Source organism: Plantactinospora sp. CA-294935, from assembly GCF_050936445.1.
GTDB lineage: Bacteria > Actinomycetota > Actinomycetes > Mycobacteriales > Micromonosporaceae > Plantactinospora.
The window spans coordinates 3,366,166-3,386,757 of the sequence record NZ_JBNJMU010000001.1; the positions used below are offsets into that span (position 1 = coordinate 3,366,166).

Consider the following 20,592-nt stretch of genomic DNA (forward strand, 5'->3'; position numbering starts at 1 on the left):
GGTAGGCCACCACATCGGAGGATTTCCAGTCATGCTTACCGCTGCGCAGGTGCTCGCGGAGAACAACTTCGGTGACACCCGGACCGGTGGCCTGGCCGGACCGATGGGTCTCTTCCTGATCACCGTACTGGCTATCGCCACCGTTCTGCTCATCCGTAACATGAACGCCCGGTTGCGTCGGCTGCCGGACCGCTTCCCCCACCAACGGGACGACGAGCCGTCGGCGACCGAGCCGGGCGCCGCGGAGACGTCTGCCGACGGGTCCGCGGCGGAGGAATCTGGTGGAAGCGCTCCCAATACCCCCCAGCAGGACCGGAACAGCCAGTCCGCGCCATGATTCACGCTAATCCGGCCAGGCGCCCCCTGTTGCGCTCAATCGGATTGGCTTAGCCTTCCGCCGGGGGACCAAAAGTCCCCGCACCGTGCGCGGGAGGGGGCGCCGATGAGAACCAGACCCGACGCCCAGCGCCGGTTGCGGCACGGCCGGATCGCGAAGCGGTCGCCGACGAACGGCGGCGATCCGTGACGTCCGGCCGTCGGTCTGGGCGTTTCCTCGCTCTGGTCGGCATCGCGTCGGCACCCCGTCGGGTGCGGGCGCTCACCTTCATCGCCCTGTCCGTCGCGGTGACCCTCGCCGTGGCCGGCCTGCTCATCCCCACCGACCTGCCCGCCGACGGCCCGCTGCCGGTGGTGGCCCGGCTCGGCATCGCCACCGCCGTGATGGCGACGGCGCAGCTCTTCCGGTTGCGGTTCCGGGTCGGTTCGGGCCGGGTCAGTGTCACCTGGGGCGAGGCGTCGTTCATCATCGGCCTCTCCCTGGTGCCCCCCGGCTGGCTGCCGGCCGCCGCCCTGCTGGGTGCGGTGCTGGCCTGGACGCTGCTGACGATCTTCGTGGACCGGCGCTCCGCGCTCGACGTCGTACACTCCGCCGCCTCGCTGGCCGTCTCCGTCGCGCTGGCCGTCGCGGTCGCGTTGACCGTCGCTGGAGTGCTCGGCACGCCGCTCCCGGACGTGCTGGGGACGATCCTCGTCGCCGACCTGACGCCCCCGCTGATCGCCGCTCTCGCCGTCGGCTCGATGACCTACCTGCTGGCCACCGCCGGCCTGGCCGGGCTCACCCTGTCACTGCGGCACGGCGAACGGCTCTGGCCGGCGCTGCTCCGCGCCCTCCAGGGCAAGCTGCTGATGTTCGTCGGCAACGTCTTCGTCGGGCTGGCCGTGGTGGCCGTGGTCGAGTACGACCCGCGCTGGCTGCTCTTCCTGCCGCCGGTGCTGTGGCTGCTCCAGCAGACGTACAGTCATCGGCTCCGGGCCGACGACGAGCGCCGCGCCTGGCGGGCCCTTGCCGAGGCTACCGGCGCGCTCAACCAGCTCGACGAGCACGGTGTCGCGACGGCCGGGGTGGCCGGCCCGCTGGCCCTGTTCGGCGCGGAGTGGGTCGAGGTGGACGTGCGGCGCGGCGACGGCCGGTGGCGGCGCTACCGGGGCGAGCCGGGCCGACCGGTGGTGCACCGCGACCTGAGCACGGCCGAGCGGGCCGACTCCGGCGAGCCGGGCGGGGCGTCGGGGCCGTCGGGCGACGGCACCGGCCGGCTGCCGCTGGCCAGCCGGCTCGGCCTGGACCTGGTCGCCAGCCAGGTCGGCGGCGACCTGTCGGCGGGCCGGGATGCCGGTGAGACCGGCGGTCGTGCCGGCGCCGGGCAGGGCCTGACGGCCGCCGGGCGGACCGTGCAGGAGCTGACCCGACCGCTGGTGGTCGGCACCTCCCCGGTCGGCGAGCTGCGGGTCCGGTTCCCCCACTCCGCCCCGCCCGGCCAGCGGGAGCAGGACGCGCTCTCGGCGTTCGGCGACGCGCTGGCGGCGGCGTTGCACGATGCGGCGACGCACCGCCAGCTCCGGCTGGTGACAGCCCGGTCGTCGTACGAGGCGGTGCACGACGCGCTGACCAATCTGATCAACCGGGCGGCGTTGCTGAGCAAGGGCGACGTGGCGCTGCACCAGCTCGGCCACGATCATCCGGTGGCCCTGCTGCTGCTCGACATCGACCACTTCAAAGAGGTCAACGACACGCTCGGGCACGCGGCCGGCGACGAGCTGCTCCAGGTGACGGCGGACCGGCTGGACGCGCTGGTCCGCCCCGGTGAGCTGCTCGGCCGGCTCGGCGGCGACGAGTTCGCGCTGCTGATCCCGTCCCCGGCCGTACTGGCCGAGCCGGCCACCGACCGGTCGCCGATGCCGAACGTGCTGCGCCGGGCCCGCGAGATCGTCGAGCTGCTCGCCACCCCGATCGAGGTGGCCGGGGTACGGATGTCGGTCGAGGTCTCCGTCGGGGTGGTGGTGGCCGGTGCGGGTACGGCCGACATGACCGAGCTGCTGCGCCGGGCCGACATCGCGATGTACCAGGCGAAGCAGGGCGGCGGCAGCGTCGCCTCGTACGACAGCGGCCGGGACGCGGCCAGCACCGACAAGCTCGCCCTGCTCGCCGAGCTGCGGGAGGCGCTGGACGTCGACGACCAGCTCGAGTTGGCGCTCCAGCCGGCGGTCGACCTCTGCACCGGGGAGCCGACCGGGGTGGAGGCGCTGATCCGCTGGCGGCACCCGCGGCGGGGCCGGCTCACCCCGGCGGACTTCGTCCGGACCATCGAGGGCAGCGAACTGCTCGGCGCGTTCACCCGGTATGTGGTGGACAAGGCGCTCGGTGTCGCCGCCGACTGGGCCCGGCACGGTCTGGACGTACCGATCTCGATCAACCTGTCGGCGCGCAGCCTGCTCGACCCGCGGCTGCCGGCCGAGGTGGCCGAGTCGCTGCGTCGGCACCAGGTGCCGGCGCACCGGCTGGTGCTGGAGATCACCGAGACGGTGGTGATGAGCGAGCTGGAGGTCATCGACGAGGTGCTCTCCGCGCTGCGCGCGATGGGCGTGCAGTTGGCCGTCGACGACTTCGGCACCGGGTTCTCCTCGCTGACCTTCCTGACCCGGATATCGGTGGACGAGCTGAAGGTCGACCGGTCCTTCGTGATGAAGATGGCCGAGTCGCCGGAGGCGGCGGCGATCGTCAGGACCACGGTGGACCTCGGCCGCGAGTTGGGGTTGCGGGTGGTGGCCGAGGGGGTGGAGACCGCCGACCAGCGCGCCGCGCTCGCCGAGCTGGGCTGTACGGCCGCCCAGGGCTACCACTTCTTCCGGCCGATGCCGTCGGACAAGATCGTCGCGGTACTGCGGTCGCTGCTCGACTCCGCCCAGGCGCGGATCCTGCCGCTGCGCGCCGACGGCGCCTCCTAGCGGCTCCTTCCGTCCCGATCGTCCCGGCTCGGCGAGATCGTCCCGGCTCGGCGAGGCCGTACACCGTGCCGACCGTTCCGGCGGCTTGACTCTGCCGCTACGTCAACTTCTACCGTTGGTGAGGTACGACGGAACCACAGGGGTGGGGAGCACGGTGGAGTGGTCGATCCAGGAGATCGCCCGGTCGGCCGGTACGACCAGCCGGACGCTGCGGCACTACGGGCAGATCGGACTGCTGGCACCGAGCCGGATCGGCCGGAACGGCTACCGCTACTACGACCAGGAGTGCCTGCTCCGGTTGCAGCGGATCCTGCTGCTCCGCGAGTTGGGGCTGAGCCTGCCGGCCATCGCCGAGGTGCTGGACGGGCAGCGGGACAGTGCTGCCGCGCTCCGTACCCACCTGCGGATCCTCGAACAGGAGCGGGACCGGATCGGCCGGCAGATCGAGTCGGTCCGGACCACCCTGCGCAAGGTGGAGGGAGGTGAACAACTGATGGCGGAGGACGTGTTCGACGGCTTCGACCACACCCGGTACGAGGAGGAGGTCACCCAGCGCTGGGGAAAGGAGGCGTACCAGCGGGGGGACCGGTGGTGGCGGTCGCTGAGCGAGGACGAGAAGAAGGAGTTCGGGCAGCGGCAACTCGACATCGCCGCCGACTTCGGCCGGGCGTACCACGCCGGGGCGGCGGCGGACGGCGAGGAGGCGCAGGCGATCACCCGGCGGCACCACGAGTGGCTGTCCGAGACCGGTAACCCGGTGAACCGGGAGTACTTCCTCGCACTGGCCGAGATGTACGTGGCGGATCCCCGGTTCACGGCGAACTACGACCGGCACGGCGCCGGTACGGCGGCCTTCATCCGGGACGCGATGAAGGTCTACGCCGAGCGTCGGCTGGCCGGCTGACCACGCGCAGCGGTCGGCCCGGCGGGCGGGGCTGCAGACCCGCCCGACCACCGACCACCGAGCGCCGTACCGCCGCAGCGGATATGGTCGTCGGGTGAATCGACTGGCCGACGCGACCAGCCCGTACCTGCTCCAGCACAAGGACAACCCGGTCGACTGGTGGCCCTGGACGCCCGAGGCGTTCGCCGAGGCGCGCCGTCGGGACGTACCGGTGCTGATCTCGGTCGGCTACGCGGCCTGCCACTGGTGCCACGTGATGGCCCACGAGTCGTTCGAAGACCAGGCCGTCGGCAAGCTGGTGAACGAGAACTTCGTCCCGATCAAGGTGGACCGGGAGGAGCGGCCGGACGTCGACGCGGTCTACATGACCGCCACCCAGGCGATGACCGGGCAGGGCGGCTGGCCGATGACCGTCTTCGCCGCCCCGGACGGTACCCCGTTCTTCTGCGGCACCTACTTCCCGAAGGCCAACTTCGTCCGGCTGCTCCAGTCGGTGACCGAAGCCTGGACCGGGCAGCGCGAGGCGGTGCTGCGCCAGGGCGCTGCCGTCGTCGAGGCGCTGGCCGGCGCCCAGGCCGTGGGCGGGCCGCGCGCGCCGCTCACCGCCGAGACGCTCGACGCCGCCGCCGAGCAGCTCGCCCGGGAGTACGACGAGACCAACGGCGGCTTCGGCGGTGCGCCCAAGTTCCCGCCGCAGATGAACCTGCTCTTCCTGCTCCGCCACCACCAGCGCACCGGCGCGACCCGCGACCTGGAGATCGTCCGGCACACCTGCGAGGCGATGGCCCGGGGCGGCATCTACGACCAACTCGCCGGCGGCTTCGCCCGGTATTCGGTGGACGGGCACTGGACGGTGCCGCACTTCGAGAAGATGCTCTACGACAACGCGCTGCTGCTGCGGGTCTACACCCAGCTCTGGCGGCTCACCGGGGACCCGCTCGCCGCCCGGATCGCCGCCGAGACCACCGCGTTCCTGCTGGCCGACCTGGACACCCCGGCCGGCGGCCTGGCCTCGGCCCTGGACGCCGACACCGAGGGCGTGGAGGGCGCCACCTACGCCTGGACCCCGGCCCAGCTCGTCGAGGCGCTCGGCCCCGACGACGGCCGGTGGGCCGCCGACCTCTTCGCGGTCACCGACGCCGGGTCTTTCGAGCACGGCACCTCGGTGCTCCGGCTGGCCCGGGACATCGACGACGCCGACCCGGAGATCCGGGAACGCTGGCAGCGGGTCCGGGCCGCACTCCGGGAGGTACGCGACCGCCGGCCCCAGCCGGCCCGGGACGACAAGGTCGTGGCGGCCTGGAACGGACTCGCCGTCACCGCCCTGGTCGAGTACGCCACCCTCACCGCCGACCCGGTAGCCGGGGCCGCGGCGGTGCGGATCGCCGAGGTGCTGGCGGAGCGACACATCGTCGACGGGCGGCTGCGCCGGGTCTCCCGGGACGGTCGGGTCGGCGAGCCGGCCGGAGTGCTGGAGGACTACGGCTGCGTCGCCGAGGCGTTCTGCGCGGTGCACCAGTTCACCGGGGACGGGCGCTGGCTGGAGCTGGCCGGGCTGCTGCTGGACGTCGCCCTGGAGCGGTTCGGCACCGGCCAGGGCGGCTTCTACGACACCGCCGACGACGCCGAGGAGCTGGTGAGCCGGCCGGCCGACCCGACCGACAACGCCACCCCGTCCGGGCTGTCGGCGGTGGCGGCGGCGCTGGTGGCGTACTCGGCGCTGGGCGGCCAGGTGCGCTACCGGGAGGCGGCGGTGGCGGCCCTGGAGACTGTCGCGCCGATCACCGCCCGGCACGCCCGGTTCACCGGGTACGCGGCCACCGTCGGCGAGGCGCTGCTCTCCGGCCCGTACGAGATCGCGGTGGTCACCGCCGAGCCGGCCGGCGACCCGCTGCTGGCGTTGGCGCACCGGCACGCCCCGCCCGGGGCGGTGGTGGTGGCCGGCGAGCCGGACCGGCCCGGCGTACCGCTGCTCGCCGACCGGCCCATGATCGACGGTGCCCCGGCCGTCTACGTCTGCCGGGGCTTCGTCTGCGACCGCCCGGTGACCACCCCCGACGCCCTGCTGGCGCAGCTCGGGGTCACCGGGAGTTAGGCTTGCGCCCGCTATGGATTCCCGCACGGGTCTGCCCGTTGTCGGCATGGTGGGTGGCGGCCAACTGGCCCGGATGACCCACCAGGCCGCGATCGCCCTCGGCCAGTCGCTCCGCGTCCTCGCGCTGGATCCCTCGGACGGTGCCGCGCTGGTCGCCGCCGACGTCCGGTACGGCCAGCACACCGACCTCGCCGCGCTGCGCGCCTTCGCCGACGGCGCCGACGTGGTCACCTTCGACCACGAGCACGTGCCGAACGAGCACGTCCGGGCGCTGGCCGAGGCCGGGGTGGCCGTCTACCCGCCCGCCGACGCGCTGCGGTACGCGCAGGACAAGCGGGCCATGCGGGAGCGGCTGACCGAGCTGGGCGCCCCGGTACCGCGCTGGCGGCCGGTCGCCGAACCGGGCGACCTGGTCGATTTCGGTGCCGAGCTGGGCTGGCCGGTGATCCTCAAGGCGGCCCGGGGCGGTTACGACGGCCGGGGCGTCTGGGTCGTCTCCGACCCGACCGAAGCCGCCGAGCTGGTCCGCACGCTGCGGGCCGCCGGTACGGAGCTGATCGCCGAGCAGCGGGTCGGGCTGCGCCGGGAGTTGGCGGTGCAGGTCGCCCGCTCGCCGTTCGGCCAGGTGGCGGCGTACCCGGTGGTGGAGACCGTGCAGCGGGACGGCATCTGCGTCGAGGTGCTGGCGCCGGCGCCCCGGCTGCCGGAGGAGGTGGCGCTGCGGGCCCAGCAGCTCGCGATCGACCTGGCCACCGCGCTCGGCGTGGTCGGCCTGCTGGCGGTGGAACTCTTCGAGGTGACCGGCGCGGACGGCGAGCCGGCGCTGGTCGTCAACGAGCTGGCGATGCGGCCGCACAACTCCGGGCACTGGACGATCGAGGGCTCCCGGACCTCCCAGTTCGAGCAGCACCTGCGGGCGGTGCTCGACTACCCGATGGGGGACACCGCGCTGACCGCCCCGGTGGTGGTGATGGCGAACGTGCTCGGCGGCCCGGACGGCGGCATGTCGATCGACGAGCGGCTGCACCACCTCTTCGCCGAGGACCCGGGCGCCAAGGTGCACCTCTACGGCAAGCAGGTCCGGCCCGGCCGCAAGATCGGGCACGTCACGGTGCTCGGTGACGATCTGGAGAAGGTACGTGCCCGGGCCGCCCGGGCCGCCTGGTGGCTACGGGAGGGACACGAGTGAGCGAGTGCCGCGAGGTGTCGGCGTGACGGAGTCGGCGCCGCCGGTCGGCTTGATCATGGGTAGCGACTCGGACTGGCCCGTGATGGGCGCGGCGGCCGAGGCGCTGGCCGAGTTCGGCGTCGGCTACGAGGTCGGGGTGGTGTCGGCGCACCGTACCCCGGTCAAGATGATCGACTATGCGCAGGCCGCCGCCGGCCGGGGCATCCGGGTGATCATCGCGGGTGCGGGCGGGGCCGCCGCGCTCCCCGGCATGGTCGCCTCGGCCACCCCGCTGCCGGTGATCGGGGTGCCGGTGCCGCTCAAGCACCTCGACGGGCTGGACTCGCTGCTCTCCATCGTGCAGATGCCGGCCGGCATCCCGGTGGCGACCGTGTCGATCGGCAACGGCCGCAACGCCGGCCTGTTGGCCGTACGCATCCTGGCCGCCTCGGACGGGACGCTCCGGGACCGGATGGTGGCGTACCAGGCCGAGCTGGAGGCGATGGTCGCGCAGAAGGAAGCCACGCTGCGGGCCAGTCTCGGCGCATAGCTCAGGGTCCGACCCCGGCCGCCGGGTGGGTTAGCTGGACGCGGCTCCGTCGCTGCCGGAGATTACCTGCCGCGCAGACTGTCGAGCTGCCCCGTCGGTGCGCCCACCCGTTTCTTGACCTCGGACCTCCTCCGGATCGAAGAGGTCGAAGGCCCGTCGCCCGCCCGATGGAGCTTGTCCCGTGCCGCCCGCCGTGGCACCTTCGGCGTCTGCCCCATCTGTGCACCCAGCTCGACAGTGTGCGCGCGGCACTCCTGCCGGGCCGGGCCGCTGGAGGCCCGGGCCGCAGCTTCGCGCACCGCGACGGGTGCGGTCAGCGCATGGTGCGTACCGCCCGGAAGCGCTCCTGGGTGCGGCGCCGGTTCTCGTTGCTGGCCCCGAACGCCAGCAGCAGCAGGCCGACCGGGATCAGCACCAGCCACGGCCCGAAGCTGAACAGGGCACGTAGTGCGGCCAGCGCGGTGACGATCGCTCCGATGATCACCGGAGCCTGCTGGCGGCGGTTGGATCCCCAGATCAGCGTGGCCACCCCGCCGAGCAGCAGCAACACCTGCCGCACCGCGCTGTCGTTGCCGGCCAGTACGATCACCAGGGTCGGCAGGAACGCCGCCACCAGCGCCGGCCCGTACGCCGCCCAACTGCTCAGGTCGGTGCGGTGCCGCAGCTCCAGCAGGCCGACCAGCAGGGCCAGGGCGGCGAACGCCAGCGTGTACGCCTCCGGCAGCGCGACGTCGGCGAGCGCCATCAGCAGCCACCAGGCGACGACCTCGCAGCCGACCGCCGACCAGAAGAGCGTGCGCCGCTCGACCGGACTGCGGTACGGCCGTACGGCGGCCATCCCGAGTATGGCGCCCCAGGCGGCGAGCAGTGCGGCGATGTGCCGGGGCGAGTCGTAGGCGAGCGCGGCGGCGATGAGCGCCGCGGCGTACCCGCTCCACTCCACGGTGGTCGCCTCGCGCATCGACTCCGGGCGGCGCAGCCGGGGCAGCATCGCCGCGACCAGCAACAGCACCGCACCCACCGCCAGCACCCCGAACGCGGACCAGGCCGGGTCGAGCCCGAGCACCAGCCCGCCGGTGAAGACGAAGGTCTGGGCCATCACCGAGGCGAAGAGCCAGCCGAGGATGCGGGCGTTCTGGGTCCGGCCGCCCAGCGCGGCGACCGCGCCGACTCCCACCGCCGCGCCCAGGGTGAACAGGGTCAGCTCCCGGGTGGCCAGCGCCCCGGCCAGCCCGGCACCGCCGGCGGCCAACCCGATGCCGAAGACCAGGATCCGGGTCAGTCGCAGCGAGCGGGCGACCTCGGCGTCCGGCGGCGGCGGGGTCAGGGCCAGTCCGAGCATGGCGATCGTGAAGACCGCGAGCGCGGCCAGGGTGCTGTTCGGCCAGCCCAGGTCGAGCGAGATCGGGGTGATCAGCAGGGTGATCGCGGCTCCGGGCAGTACCACCGGCACCGCCCGGGCCGGCCGGCCGCCGCTGAACCCGGTGGCGGCGAGCCCGGCCGCGATGGTCAGCAGCAGGGCCGCCAGCACGTTGCCGGGATCGACGGCCTCGGGCTCCGGATCGGTCAGCGCCGCCGGTGGCCCGTCCCAGATCTGGGCGAGCGTCTGGTACGGCTCGACCAGCGCCACCACCAGGGCGGGAGCCAGCGCCGCCACGGCCAGTGCGGTCGGCAGGGCGGCCGCGAGCATCGCCCCGACGGCGGGGCTGACCGACCAGCGACCGCCCCGGGCCGGCTCGGGCAGCCGGCGGAGCGCCCCACCGAGCATCACCGACCAGCGCCGGATCGGCTCCCGGAGCGGGGTCGGAGCCGGGGTGACGGCCCGGATCAGCTCGGCGAGCACCCCGAGCAGTACGGCCGCGGCGGCGTACACGCCCCAGGGCAGGCCGGTGAGGAGGGCCGCCACCGAGGTCGCGGTCGCCCCGCCGACGATGCCCATGGTGGCGTACGGGAGGTACTGCGGGACCTGGCGGCGGACCAGTCCGACCACCGCCACGCCGAGGCTCGCCCCGGCGAGCGTGGCCAGCACCACCACCTCGGCCGGCGAGTGCAGCGCGGCGGCGAACGAGGCGAGTGCGCCACTGAGCGCGAACAGCGCCCCACCGGCGGCGAGCCCGCCGATCTGGGCGGTCTGCGGTGGCATCGACCAGGAGTCGGCCTCCTCCGCCGGGCCGGAGAGGGTGCCGACGGCCCGGGCGAGGGTGGCGACGACGGCGCCGATCAGCGCGACGATGCCGAGCGCGGCGGCGGTAGTCCACGGCCGGACCAGGCTCGCCCCGACCGCGTGCAGGGCGACCGCACCGGCGACGGTGGCCCGGGCCAGCCCGGCCCGGGGATCGGCGGCGACGACGGAACTCACCCCGTAGACGGTGGCGACGGCTCCGCCGACCACGATCGGGGACCACCAGGGCAGCCCGAACGCCGCCGGGGTGCCGATGGTGGCGAGTCCGACACAGACCGCGGCGACGTCGTACGCCCACGGCCGGGGCAGGGCGATCGCGGCGGCTCCGGCCAGCAGGAGCAGGGCGACCGGGGCCTGCCAGCCGGTGCCGGCCTCGCTGACGTGCCACTGCGCGAGGTCGGCCGCCCAGAGCCGGCCGGGCGTGGCCAGCACCTGGAGCCCACCGCTGACCGCCGTCCAGCCGGCCAGCAGCGCGACGAGGCCGCCGGTCAGCGCGATGCCGAGGACCGGCCCGCGCCGCCAGTCGGCCGGCATGGCCCGGATCCCGGCGGCCACCACCAGGATGAGGAAGGCGGCGGCGGCCAGCTCGGCGCCGTCCCCGAGGATCCCGGCGATCCGGGCGAGGGTGCCCACCAGCGCCGCGGTGACCGCGGCGGCGGCGACGTCCGAGCCGTCGAGCAGCCGGTCCGCCCGCCGGCCGGCGTCGATCGACGGCGCCAGCACCAGCAGGATCGCGCTGAGCAGCAGCAGCCCGCCGACCAGGGCGTCCGGCAGGGTGGCGCCGGGTGCACCGAAGGCCGCCGCGGTGACGGCGAGCGCGCCGAGGCCGGTGCCGACGGCCAGCGGCACGCTGATCTGCCGCTGGGCCACCTGGGTGACCGCCGCGTAGCAGAGGACGGCGCAGACGGCCAGGAAGCTGGCGGCGAGGACGGGTTGGCTGGCCTCCCGTACCGAGAGGGCGGTCGGGGTGGGGTCGACGGGTACCGCCGAGGCGACGAAGGCCGCCACCGCACCGGGGAAGGCGAACGCCGCCCCGCCGGCCGCCCAGTCCCCGAGCATTCCGGACCACCGGCCCAGCGGTGCCGTACGGGCGAGCGGGGCGAGCGCGACCAGCGCCCCGCCGACGGTGAGCGCGAACAGGACGGCGGCGGTCAGGCCGGGCCGGGCCACCGAGGCGGCGGCTCCGGCGAGTCCCACCACGGCGGCGGCGACGGCGTGGGTCAGGGCGGCCCGCCGGGTCTCGGCGGTCAGTCCGACGAGTCCGATGCCGACGGCGACCAGCACCGGTGGCCAGGGAGCGGCGACCCAGCCGAACCCGAAGGAGGCGGGCATGGCCAGTGCGGTCAGCGCCGCGCCGACCACGGCGAACTCGCGGCGTACCTCGGGTGGCGAGGAGAGCACGGCGGCGATGGTGAGCAGCAGCGCGGTGGTGGCGAGCTGCCAGGAGGTGTCACCGACCCCGGCGGCGAGTTTTCCGGGGTATGCGGAGAGGTCGGCCTCCCAGACCGGCAGGGCGGCCCGGATCGGGGCCAGGGCGGCCCGCAGCGCGCCGCCGGCCACCACGATGCCGATCACGATCAGGGCGGCGGCGGACGCCAGTTGCGGCCCGCGCCGGGCAGCCTCGGGCACCGCGCGTACGCCGAGCCCGGTCAGCGCGATGACGGCGGCGATCACCACCAGTGCCCGCCCCGGCAGGGCCACCGCGGCGACCCGGCCGGCGGCACCGATCACGGCCAGGGTCAGGATCCCGGCGGCGATGTCCGGCAGGGGTGGCCGGCGCAACGCCAGCGCGCCGACCATGCCGACCCCGGCGGCGAGCAGCAGCGCCAGGCCGGCCCGGGTCGCACCGGGTACGGTGTCGGCGTTCACCAGCGAGAGGACCGCGCAGACCACGGCGACGGCGAAGGCCACGCCGTGCAGCGTCCAGGCCAGTTCCCGCACCCAGGGAGTACTGGCCGTTCGCCGGACGCCGGGGGTGCGGACCCGCTTCGCCGACCCGCCCTGGGCCGGGTCGGCCTGGACGACCGCGTCCGCCTCCTCGGGGAAGGTCTCCGGCCGCTCCGGGCCGGTCCCGTCGAAGGTGTCCCGGTCGGGGTCGGTCGGGTCGTCCACCCGTGCCGGCCGCTCGTCGGGGCGGCTCCTCGGTGGAGCGGGCGGAACGTCGACCGGCACCTCGGGCCCGGACCGGAACCGGGCCGGCCAGCCGGTCAGCCGCCCGTCGTCGCCGAAGAGCCGGCCGAGATAGAGGTTGCCGAGCGACACCACCACCAGCACCAGGGCCCAGCCGCCCGGCCCGGTGACGAAGGCGTACGCGAGCAGCGGCAGGATCGGCTGCACGGCGAGTACGGCGGCGTACCGGGGCGCGTTCAGCCCGGTCGCCCCGGCGTAGCCGGCCGCCACGGCGGCGGTGACCAGAAAGGTCAGCCCCGCGAAGAGCGACCCGGGCAGGCCGCTGTCGCCGAACCGGTCGACGGTCCAGAGCGAGTAGCCGGTCAGCGGCACCAGCAGCAGCCCGACCGCGGCGATGGTCTCGGCGGTGGCGATCAGCCCGCGCCGGGCCACCCGGGGCGGTACGGCCAGCATCAGCGCGGTGGCCAGCACCAGGATCGCCACCCGACTGAAGTCGTCGAGCGAGCTGAGCGCGACCGCGACGAAGACCACCGCCGCGATGCCGAGCAGCAGTGCCCCGAGCCCGAGCAGGATGTTCTGCACCTCTCGGGTGGAGGCCTCCGGGCGGGCCTTCCCGTCGTCCCAGTCCGGTTCGGTGCCGGGTGGTGGCGGTGGGGGCGGCGGCGGTGAGGGGGGTGCCATCCGGTCGGCGCCGCCACCTCGCGGCTGCCGGGGTACCCGGGGCGGTGGCCCGCCGGGTGACGTGCCGGGCGCGGCGGTCGGTGGGCGCCGGTTGGCCTTGCGCCGGATCACCCGGCGCGGCTTGGTGCTCTGCTTGCGGCGCTGGTCCGCCGCGTGCGACAGGATGTCCCGCTGGAAGAGCGCCGCCTGCATCTGCGAGGCGATCGTCTTCTGCTCCTTGGCGAGCGCCGCCTCGCGGATCTTCATCTCGGCGATCGAACGCTCGATCCGAGCGACGTCGTCGGCCCACTGGAGTTGCTCGGTCCCGCAGTGCGGGCAGTGCGGTGCGGGCTCGATCTCCCGGCCGCACGAGGAGCACTGGTACGTCGTACTCACGGCACCCCCTCCAGCCGGCGCTGACGCCGCATCACGGGCTTCCCACCGAAGCATGCCCATGCCGGGCGACCCTGAACAGTCCCCGATCGCGTGCGAAACCCGGCTGAGGAGATCCTAAAAGGCCGGCCGTGGACCTCGACGGGTCCACGGCCGGCAAGTCGGCGTCGAATTCACGATTGTCGCCGTCCGGCCGGTCCGCTATCGAGCGGGCGCCCGCCTCGCGGCGGCTGCGGCTGCGGCTGCGGCTGCGGCTGCGACTGTGGCGCTACGGCCGGCCCATGCCCCGGTAATCCCAGCCGGCCTGGGTCCACAGTCCGGAGTCGAGGCAGTTGCGACCGTCCACGACCCGCCGTCCGGCGGCGAGTTCGCCCAGCGCCACCGGGTCGGCGTTGCGGAAGTCGGCCCACTCGGTGAGTACGCAGACCAGGTCGGCCCCGCGTACGGCGTCGTTCATGCTGGGCTCGTACGTCAGCTCGGGCCGCTCCCGGCGGGCGTTCTCCATCCCCTGCGGGTCGTAGACGTGCACGTCGGCGCCGGCCTTGGCGAGCGCGGCGGCGACCGCCAGCGACGGGGCGTCCCGGACGTCGTCGGAGTTCGGCTTGAAGGTGGCGCCGAGCACCGCGACCCGGGTGCCGGAGAGGTCGGGCCCGGCCGGCCCGTACCGGCGGCCGAGCAGTTCGGCGGCGAGTTGGAGCACCCGGCTGCGGCGCCGCAGGTTGATCAGGTCGACCTCGTGCAGGAAGCGCAGCGCCTCGCCGGCACCCAGCTCCTGGGCCCGGGCCTGGAACGCCCGGATGTCCTTGGGGAGGCAGCCGCCGCCGAAGCCGACGCCGGCCTGGAGGAAGCGGTTGCCGATCCGGGGGTCGTAGCCGATCGCCCGGGCGAGCTGGGTGACGTCACCGCCGGCCACCTCGCAGACCTCGGCCATCGCGTTGATGAACGAGATCTTGGTTGCCAGGAAGGCGTTCGCGGCCACCTTGACCAGTTCGGCGGTGGCGAAATCGGTCACCACCAGCGGAACCTCCCGGTCCTCGGTGGCGGCCAGGTCGAAGACGCCCTTGTGCGCGGAGTAGAGCATGCCGTTGGCCCACTCGCTCTTGACGCCGACCACGATCCGGTTGGGCCGGAGCACGTCCTCGACGGCGAAGCCCTCCTGGAGGAACTCGGGGCTCCAGGCGACCTCGACCCCGAGGTCGGCCTCGGCGTGCTTGCCGACAAGCTGCTCGATCCACTCGGCGGTGCCGACCGGGACGGTGGACTTGCCGACGATCAGGGCCTTGCGGGTCAGGTGCTGGGAGAGCCCGGTGACGGCGGCCTCGACGTACGACAGGTCGGCGCCCATGCCGTCGGCCCGCTGCGGGGTGCCGACGCAGATGAAGTGCACGTCGCCGAAGACGGCGGTCTCGGCGATGTCGGTCGAGAACCGGAGTCGGCCGGCCGCCAGGTTGCGCTTGAGCAACTCGTCCAGGCCGGGCTCGTGGAACGGCACGTCGCCGCCGGCCAGCTTGGCGATCTTCTCGGCGTCGACGTCGAAGCCGATCACCTCGTAGCCGAGTTCGGCGAAGCAGATGGCGTACGTCGCGCCCAGGTAGCCGGTGCCGAGGAAGGTCAGACGCGGGCGGGCGGCGCCGGACGGCGGGGTCACCGCCGGGATCGTCGGCATGGGCTGAGTGCTCGGGTACGGGATCGTCACGCCTGTGTTCTCCGCTCGCAGTGGCGGCGCTTCATTGCGTCGCGGTGGGAGGTCGGCGCCGGAGGACAGCACCGATGTCGGACATTGTGGGCCTTGTTCACCTGATGTCGATGGTGCGCGGCCGGCGAGTCGGCCATCCGCGCCGGGACGACAAGCGCTGAGCCTACGCGGACCGCGCTTCCCGGTGCACCTTCGGTCGGCATCTTCACAGCGTGCCTGCCGGTCCGGTGCACCGCCCCCCGGCCGTCCGGGCCGCCCCTTCTCGGGCCTATTCCCCTGATTTTTGCTGGTAGGCGTGTTTCGTAGCGGGTGGGCGAACGCCGTTCCTAGAAGATCTTGACCGTCGGAAATGGCTGCTCATAGGCTCCGATCCACCTTCAAGGCGATCTCCCGATACCTCACCCCCATCCCCGAGAAGGGAATCTGAACGTCAGATGACGGTTTCGAAGTTCCCCCCGACGACCTCTCCGAAGCCTCCCAGATCGATGTCCCGGCGACTCGGCGGGGCCGCGGTCACCCTGCTGCTCGCCCCACTGCCGCTGCTGCCCGGCACCCCGGCCGCCGCCCATCCCGGCAAGCCGCCGACCTCGGCGGGGTGCAGCCAGGACCCGTCCGCCCGGCTGGCCGGGGTGCCGAGCCCGGAGCAGCACCTCGGCTTCCCGCTCGGCCTCGGCCAGCAGCGGGTGGTCACCGACGACGAGATCCGCTCGTACCTCGGTGCCGTCGACGCCACCTCGGACCGGGTGGTCACCGGCAACCTGGGCAACAGCGTGCTCGGCCAGTCGATGCCGTACGCGATCGTCTCCGACCCCGACCACCTGCGCCGGGGCGAGCTGGAGCGGATCGCCGAGGACATCCGCGACCTGCGTGACCCGCGCAAGCTGTCGGACCGGAAGGCGGCGGAGATCGCCGCGAAGGGCCCGGCGATCGTCTGGGTGACCGGCAACGTGCACGGCGGCGAGTTCTCCGGCGGCGACGCCGCGCTGAAGACCCTCTACGAGCTGGCCGCCGGCCTCTCCTGCGAGGTACGCGAGCGCAACGACAACCTCGTCACGATCATCGTGCCGACGCAGAACCCGGACGGCCGGGACGCCGGCCGCCGGCAGAACGAGTACGGCTTCGACCTGAACCGGGACTGGTTCTCGCGTACCCAGCCGGAGACCGACGCCAAGCTGGAGATGCTGCGCCGCTACCCGCCGCAGGTCTTCGTCGACGCGCACGAGATGGGCGGCGAAGGGTACTTCTTCCCGCCGAACGCGGACCCGATCCACCACGAGATCTCCGACGAGGCGGTCGACTGGATCAACCGGATCGGCGCGGCCAACTCCGCCGCCTTCGGCTACAACGGCGCTTGCACCGACACGGTCACCAGCGAGTGCTACTTCAACTACGACACCTACGACATGTTCTTCATGGGGTACGGCGACACGGTGCCGGCCACCGGCTTCGGCGCCGCCGGGATGACCTACGAGAAGGGCCGCGAGTCGGCGGTACAGGACCGGGTGCAGCAGCAGTTCAACACCCAGTGGGCGACCGTCGGCTGGGCCTCGGAGAACCGGCGCGAGATCCTCTCGGACTACTACCGGATCTGGTCCGACGCCCTGGCCGAGGGGCGGGCCGGCAAGCTCCAGCCCAACGAGGTCGTCCAGCCGACCAACGAGGTCCGGTTCCCGGTGCCGGACGTGACGATCCGGTCGTACTTCCTGCTGCCGGACCGGCAGCTCGGCGACGTGCGCCAGCTCGTCGAGCGGCTGCGCCGGATGGACGTCGAGGTGTACCGGCTGACCAAGCCGGTGAAGGTGCCGAACGCGAAGATCTTCGGCGGCCGGTCGGCCCGGAACTACACCGTGCCGGAGGGTGCGTACTGGATCCCGATGGAGCAGCCGCAGAAGCACTGGATCCAGGCGATCATGGGCGAGGACCCGTACGTCCCGTTCCCGTACTTCTACGACGTCTCGTCCTGGAGCAATCCGCTGCTGATGGGCGTGGCGACGGTCTACACCGGTGACCGGCTCTCGCCGAGGGCGGAACGGGTCCGGGGCATCGACGGCGGGCGGGACGCGGGCGCGCCGAGGCACGGCTCGTACGCGTACCCGCTGGACTCGGCGGCGGCGGCCGAGCTGACCTTCAAGCTGCTCGGCGCGGGCGTCGAACTGCGCCGCGACCAGCGCAGCGGCGTCGTGACGCTGCCGGCGGCCAGCCTGACCGGCGGGCGCGACCAGCTCGCCCGCTCCCTCGGGGTGACCCTGACCGCTCGCCGGAGCGCACCGGCCGGCACCAGGCTGGCCCTGCCGGACGTCGGCCTGTTCGGCGGCACCGGCATCTCCACCACCGCCGGCTCGCACGGCGAGGCCCGGTTCGTGCTCGGCGACCAGTGGGGGCTCGACCTCACCCCGGTCGGTACGGCGGACGTCAACGACAACACCGCCGCCTTCACCGGCCGGACCGTCCTGCTGGTGCCGGACGGCAGCAACCCGACCGGTGGGCTCACCGCCGCCGGCCAGGCCAACCTGCGGGCCTGGGTGGCCGCCGGTGGCACCTACCTCGGGCTGCGCAACCAGGGCACCCGGATGGCCCGCTCCGCCGGGCTCACCTCGACGGTCGAGCTGCCGAAGCCGACCGGCTACACGGTGATCGGCTCGCACCTGCGGGTCGACGTGGACCGGAGCAGCCCGGTCGGGCTCGGCCGGCCGGCCGAGGACTTCGAGTTCAACAACAACGACTCGATCCTCAGCCCGTCCAGTACGGGTAAGAACGTGTTGACGTACCCGGCCGACGGGCGGTTCTGGCTCAACGGCTTCACCGAGCACGCGGACGCGCTCAAGGGCACGGTCGCGCTGGTCGACGAGCCGACCGGAGCCGGCCGGGCGGTGCTGTTCGCGTTCAACCCGCTGTTCCGGGCGTACAACGAGAGCGGGCTGCACCTGGTCGCCAACGCGCTGCTGGCGCCGTCGTCGGCGCCGTCGGTCGCGGCGTCACCGGGTGCCCGGGCGACGGCTCCGGCCGTACCGCCGGCCCGGGCCTCCGCAGCGGCGGCGCCGGCAGCGGAGAACCTGGGCGGCGAGTGGCGGCCGATCTCCCTCCGGGTCGCCGCCGCCGACCTGGACCGGACCCGGGCGATCGTCGCCCGGCACACCGGCGACGCGCAGGTCGCCACCGCCAACGGCACGGCGTACCTGACCATCCCGAACCCGGGGGGTCTGGCGTCGGACGAGCACCCGTTCCTGCGTGACCTGGTCCGCGAGATCCGCGCGGCGGGCATCCCGCTGCGGTCCGTTGTCGGCTAGCGACAGAGGTATCAGTGGAGGGTGGGAGACGACTCCCACCCTCCACTGTTTTCTTCGACGTTCCGGGATTCATTCCGGTGGGCCCTGCGCCGGCCTGTCGTTGGGCTGGTCCGTTCGTGCGCGCGGAACCCAGCCGAAGAAGCGGACGGCGAGTTCGGCGGAATCCACGTTCGGCAGGTCGTGCGTCGCCCGATGAAGCTGAGCGGCCAGATAGGTGAACAACCCGAGCCGGTTGTCGCGGAACGCGAGGAGCAGCGAGAGCCGGACCGGTTGGCACGGCCAGGGCACCCCGCAGGTACGGCACCGGAACGCCGGACGGACCGGCGTGTGGGCCCGAAACCGGGCATGTGGCCGCCAGATCTGGCCGTCGTCCGCCGGAACGGTCATACCCGCTCGATCCGACGCCTGCGGCCGGCCGGTTGCTCCGGCACTGGCTGACCGGTACGGCTGCTGGCCAGGTGTGATCGGTGCCGGTCGTCGCCGAACGACCGCTGATTTCTCGGACGGATGCGATTGGCGTGCAGTGCCTCGGGCGCTGGTGGCGTCGTGCCCGTGGGCCGGAAGCCGGGCCGGCATCGTGGGCCGGGCCAGCGGCGTCCGCAGGCGCAGAAATACCACAGGAAATACCATGCGCGGCGATGCCGTATTCCTGATCGGTGTCGGCGGGACATTGATCATTCCTCCCTCCGGAATGATGCGGTTTCGTCTAATCCACCCTGGACTGTGTCGCCGCTGGCCGGAAAGATGCAGTGGAAGCAACTCTGAGTAGTAAGGATTCGGTCGAGCGGCGTAAGGACGCGTGAAAATGAGTAAGCGACATGACTAGCTCACTGGCCCGGATCGTGCGGCACTTCCGGTCGGCCAAGGGACTTACCCAGGATCAGGCAGCCAGTGCGATCAAGGTCTCCGGATCGTTGATCGCCGCCTTCGAGACCGATCGCCGCATCCCCAAGCCGGACACCGCACAACGACTGGACGAACTCTTCGGCACGGGCAACCTTGTCGTGGGACTGGCGGCCGACGCCCGCAAGGGCTATGCCCCGGACTGGTTCCGGGCTTTCGGCGACTACGAGCGCGAAGCGTTGGCACTGCGGACCTACGAACCGTTGTATATCCCTGGACTGCTCCAGACCGAGGCATACGCCAGGGCGGTGCTGACAGCCGGGCTGTTGGACGCGGAGAAGGCGGAGGAGTTGCTCGCGGTCAGGTTCGAGCGGCAGGCTGAGATCCTGAACGGTCCACGCCCGCCATTGACGACTTATGTGATCGACGAGGTGGCACTGCTGCGTGGTGATCCGGAGATCATGCAGGAGCAGTTGCGCCATCTCCTCGACCTGGGAGGACGAGCGCGGATATCGCTGCACCTGGTGCCGTTAACCGCCGGCCTCTATGTCGGGCAGAGCGGTCCGTTCACTCTGGCGTCCATGGAGGACGGCTCCGACGTCGCATTCCTGGAGGATCAGTTGGCTGGTCGGGTGATCACCGATCCCGAGCAGGTTGCCGCACTGACTCGGGTATGGGACGGAGTACGCTCGGTGGCACTTCCTCGGGACTTGACCCGTGACGCGATCTCGAAGCTGGTGAACGGATATGGGCGGTAGTACGACCGGGTGGCGGAAGTCGTCGCGTTCGAACTCCAACGGTGGCAACTGCGTCGAGGTCGCCGCTGCTCTGGCGCCGGGGGTTGTCGGGGTGCGGGACAGCAAGGATCGGCAGGGGCCGGTGCTGACCTTCGAGCCGGCGGCCTGGCGTGCCTTCGTCCGGGGCGTCGCTACCCGCTGACCCCGCTCGACCCTGTGAGGATCCGCGTCATGCGAATGAACCACCTGGGCCTGCCGGTACGCGACCCGCAGCGCAGCGTGCGCTTCTACCACGCCTATTTCGGCTTCGACCCGGCTACGGCACGGCGGTACCCGGACGGCACGGTGATCGTCCGCGACGCTGACGGCTTCGACCTCGCCCTGCACGCCGTCGAGGCCGTCGACGCGCTGCCGGCGTTCCTGCACTTCGGCTTTCGGCTGGCCCGACCAGACGACGTCCGTACACTGCTGCGCCGCCTGGAGGCTGACGCCGTCGAGGTCGTCGAGCGGTACGACGACCCGGAGTACACCGCGTTCAAATGCCTAGACCCAGACGCCCATCGTGTCGAGGTCTACTGGGAGCCATCGTGAGCGTCACCCGTGATCCCGTAGCGTTCGGCTCGCCATGACCGGCCGGACGCTCCCTGATCACGAGGGCCGCCCGG

At 73.0% G+C, this 20,592-nt stretch carries 12 protein-coding genes and 1 pseudogene; 10 read left to right on the forward strand and 3 right to left on the reverse strand.

What is annotated here, in order from left to right:
• Positions 1-31 precede the first annotated feature (31 nt).
• From ACQEVC_RS15090 to purE, 6 genes and pseudogenes are all read left to right on the forward strand, one after another.
• Entirely contained in the window at positions 32-337 is a 306-nt protein-coding gene (locus ACQEVC_RS15090) for a hypothetical protein (protein WP_432877492.1), read from the forward strand.
• Between the two features lie 1,013 nt (positions 338-1,350).
• Positions 1,351-3,282, forward strand: a pseudogene (locus ACQEVC_RS15095) (putative bifunctional diguanylate cyclase/phosphodiesterase); the annotation flags it as partial.
• Between the two features lie 142 nt (positions 3,283-3,424).
• The gene (locus tag ACQEVC_RS15100; RefSeq protein WP_432877494.1) at positions 3,425-4,186 is read left to right on the forward strand and encodes a MerR family transcriptional regulator; all 762 of its coding nucleotides are present in this window, start codon (positions 3,425-3,427) and stop codon (positions 4,184-4,186) included.
• Positions 4,187-4,280: 94 nt separating this feature from the next.
• Entirely contained in the window at positions 4,281-6,281 is a 2,001-nt protein-coding gene (locus ACQEVC_RS15105; protein ID WP_432877497.1) for a thioredoxin domain-containing protein, read from the forward strand.
• Between the two features lie 13 nt (positions 6,282-6,294).
• Positions 6,295-7,470, forward strand: a complete 1,176-nt coding sequence (locus tag ACQEVC_RS15110) for a 5-(carboxyamino)imidazole ribonucleotide synthase (protein ID WP_432877499.1) — start codon at positions 6,295-6,297, stop codon at positions 7,468-7,470.
• Between the two features lie 55 nt (positions 7,471-7,525).
• Positions 7,526-7,999, forward strand: coding sequence for a 5-(carboxyamino)imidazole ribonucleotide mutase (gene purE, locus ACQEVC_RS15115; protein ID WP_432891410.1), 474 nt, complete (start codon positions 7,526-7,528; stop codon positions 7,997-7,999).
• A gap of 313 nt (positions 8,000-8,312) precedes the next feature.
• Here the strand turns inward: purE and ACQEVC_RS15120 are convergent, their stop codons facing one another.
• Together ACQEVC_RS15120 and ACQEVC_RS15125 are read right to left on the reverse strand one after the other, a co-directional pair.
• Positions 8,313-13,367, reverse strand: a complete 5,055-nt coding sequence (locus tag ACQEVC_RS15120) for an SCO7613 C-terminal domain-containing membrane protein (RefSeq protein ID WP_432877502.1) — start codon at positions 13,365-13,367, stop codon at positions 8,313-8,315.
• Positions 13,368-13,632: 265 nt separating this feature from the next.
• Positions 13,633-15,060: a UDP-glucose dehydrogenase family protein gene (locus ACQEVC_RS15125; protein ID WP_432877504.1), complete on the reverse strand. Its 1,428-nt coding sequence runs from the start codon at positions 15,058-15,060 to the stop codon at positions 13,633-13,635.
• Between the two features lie 485 nt (positions 15,061-15,545).
• On the opposite strand from ACQEVC_RS15125, the gene ACQEVC_RS15130 reads away from it, so the two are divergent.
• Positions 15,546-18,347: a M14 family zinc carboxypeptidase gene (locus ACQEVC_RS15130; RefSeq protein WP_432877507.1), complete on the forward strand. Its 2,802-nt coding sequence runs from the start codon at positions 15,546-15,548 to the stop codon at positions 18,345-18,347.
• 69 nt (positions 18,348-18,416) lie between these two features.
• Here ACQEVC_RS15130 and ACQEVC_RS15135 read toward each other — a convergent pair whose 3' ends face one another.
• Entirely contained in the window at positions 18,417-18,734 is a 318-nt protein-coding gene (locus ACQEVC_RS15135) for a hypothetical protein (RefSeq protein ID WP_432877509.1), read from the reverse strand.
• A 431-nt stretch (positions 18,735-19,165) separates the two neighbouring features.
• Here ACQEVC_RS15135 and ACQEVC_RS15140 point away from each other — a divergent pair, with 431 nt between their 5' ends.
• From ACQEVC_RS15140 to ACQEVC_RS15150, 3 genes are read left to right on the forward strand one after another with little or no spacing between them, the layout of a single operon-like run.
• Positions 19,166-19,948, forward strand: coding sequence for a helix-turn-helix domain-containing protein (locus ACQEVC_RS15140; protein ID WP_432877512.1), 783 nt, complete (start codon positions 19,166-19,168; stop codon positions 19,946-19,948).
• A complete protein-coding gene (locus tag ACQEVC_RS15145; RefSeq protein WP_432877515.1) occupies positions 19,938-20,129 on the forward strand; it encodes a DUF397 domain-containing protein in 192 nt (63 codons plus the stop codon). Before ACQEVC_RS15140 ends, ACQEVC_RS15145 begins: the two co-directional genes overlap by 11 nt.
• Before the next feature lie 29 nt (positions 20,130-20,158).
• Positions 20,159-20,518, forward strand: a complete 360-nt coding sequence (locus tag ACQEVC_RS15150) for a VOC family protein (RefSeq protein WP_432877517.1) — start codon at positions 20,159-20,161, stop codon at positions 20,516-20,518.
• The last annotated feature ends 74 nt before the right edge of the window (positions 20,519-20,592 follow it).

Bases quoted from the DNA above. Each gene is read 5' to 3' on its own strand.
- ACQEVC_RS15090 (WP_432877492.1), top strand. From the start codon at position 32: ATGCTTACCGCTGCGCAGGTGCTCGCGGAGAACAACTTCGGTGACACC.
- ACQEVC_RS15110 (WP_432877499.1), top strand. From the start codon at position 6,295: ATGGATTCCCGCACGGGTCTGCCCGTTGTCGGCATGGTGGGTGGCGGC.
- purE (WP_432891410.1), top strand. From the start codon at position 7,526: ATGGGTAGCGACTCGGACTGGCCCGTGATGGGCGCGGCGGCCGAGGCG.
- ACQEVC_RS15130 (WP_432877507.1), top strand. From the start codon at position 15,546: ATGTCCCGGCGACTCGGCGGGGCCGCGGTCACCCTGCTGCTCGCCCCA.
- ACQEVC_RS15135 (WP_432877509.1), bottom strand. From the start codon at position 18,734: ATGACCGTTCCGGCGGACGACGGCCAGATCTGGCGGCCACATGCCCGG.
- ACQEVC_RS15140 (WP_432877512.1), top strand. From the start codon at position 19,166: ATGACTAGCTCACTGGCCCGGATCGTGCGGCACTTCCGGTCGGCCAAG.
- ACQEVC_RS15145 (WP_432877515.1), top strand. From the start codon at position 19,938: ATGGGCGGTAGTACGACCGGGTGGCGGAAGTCGTCGCGTTCGAACTCC.
- ACQEVC_RS15150 (WP_432877517.1), top strand. From the start codon at position 20,159: ATGCGAATGAACCACCTGGGCCTGCCGGTACGCGACCCGCAGCGCAGC.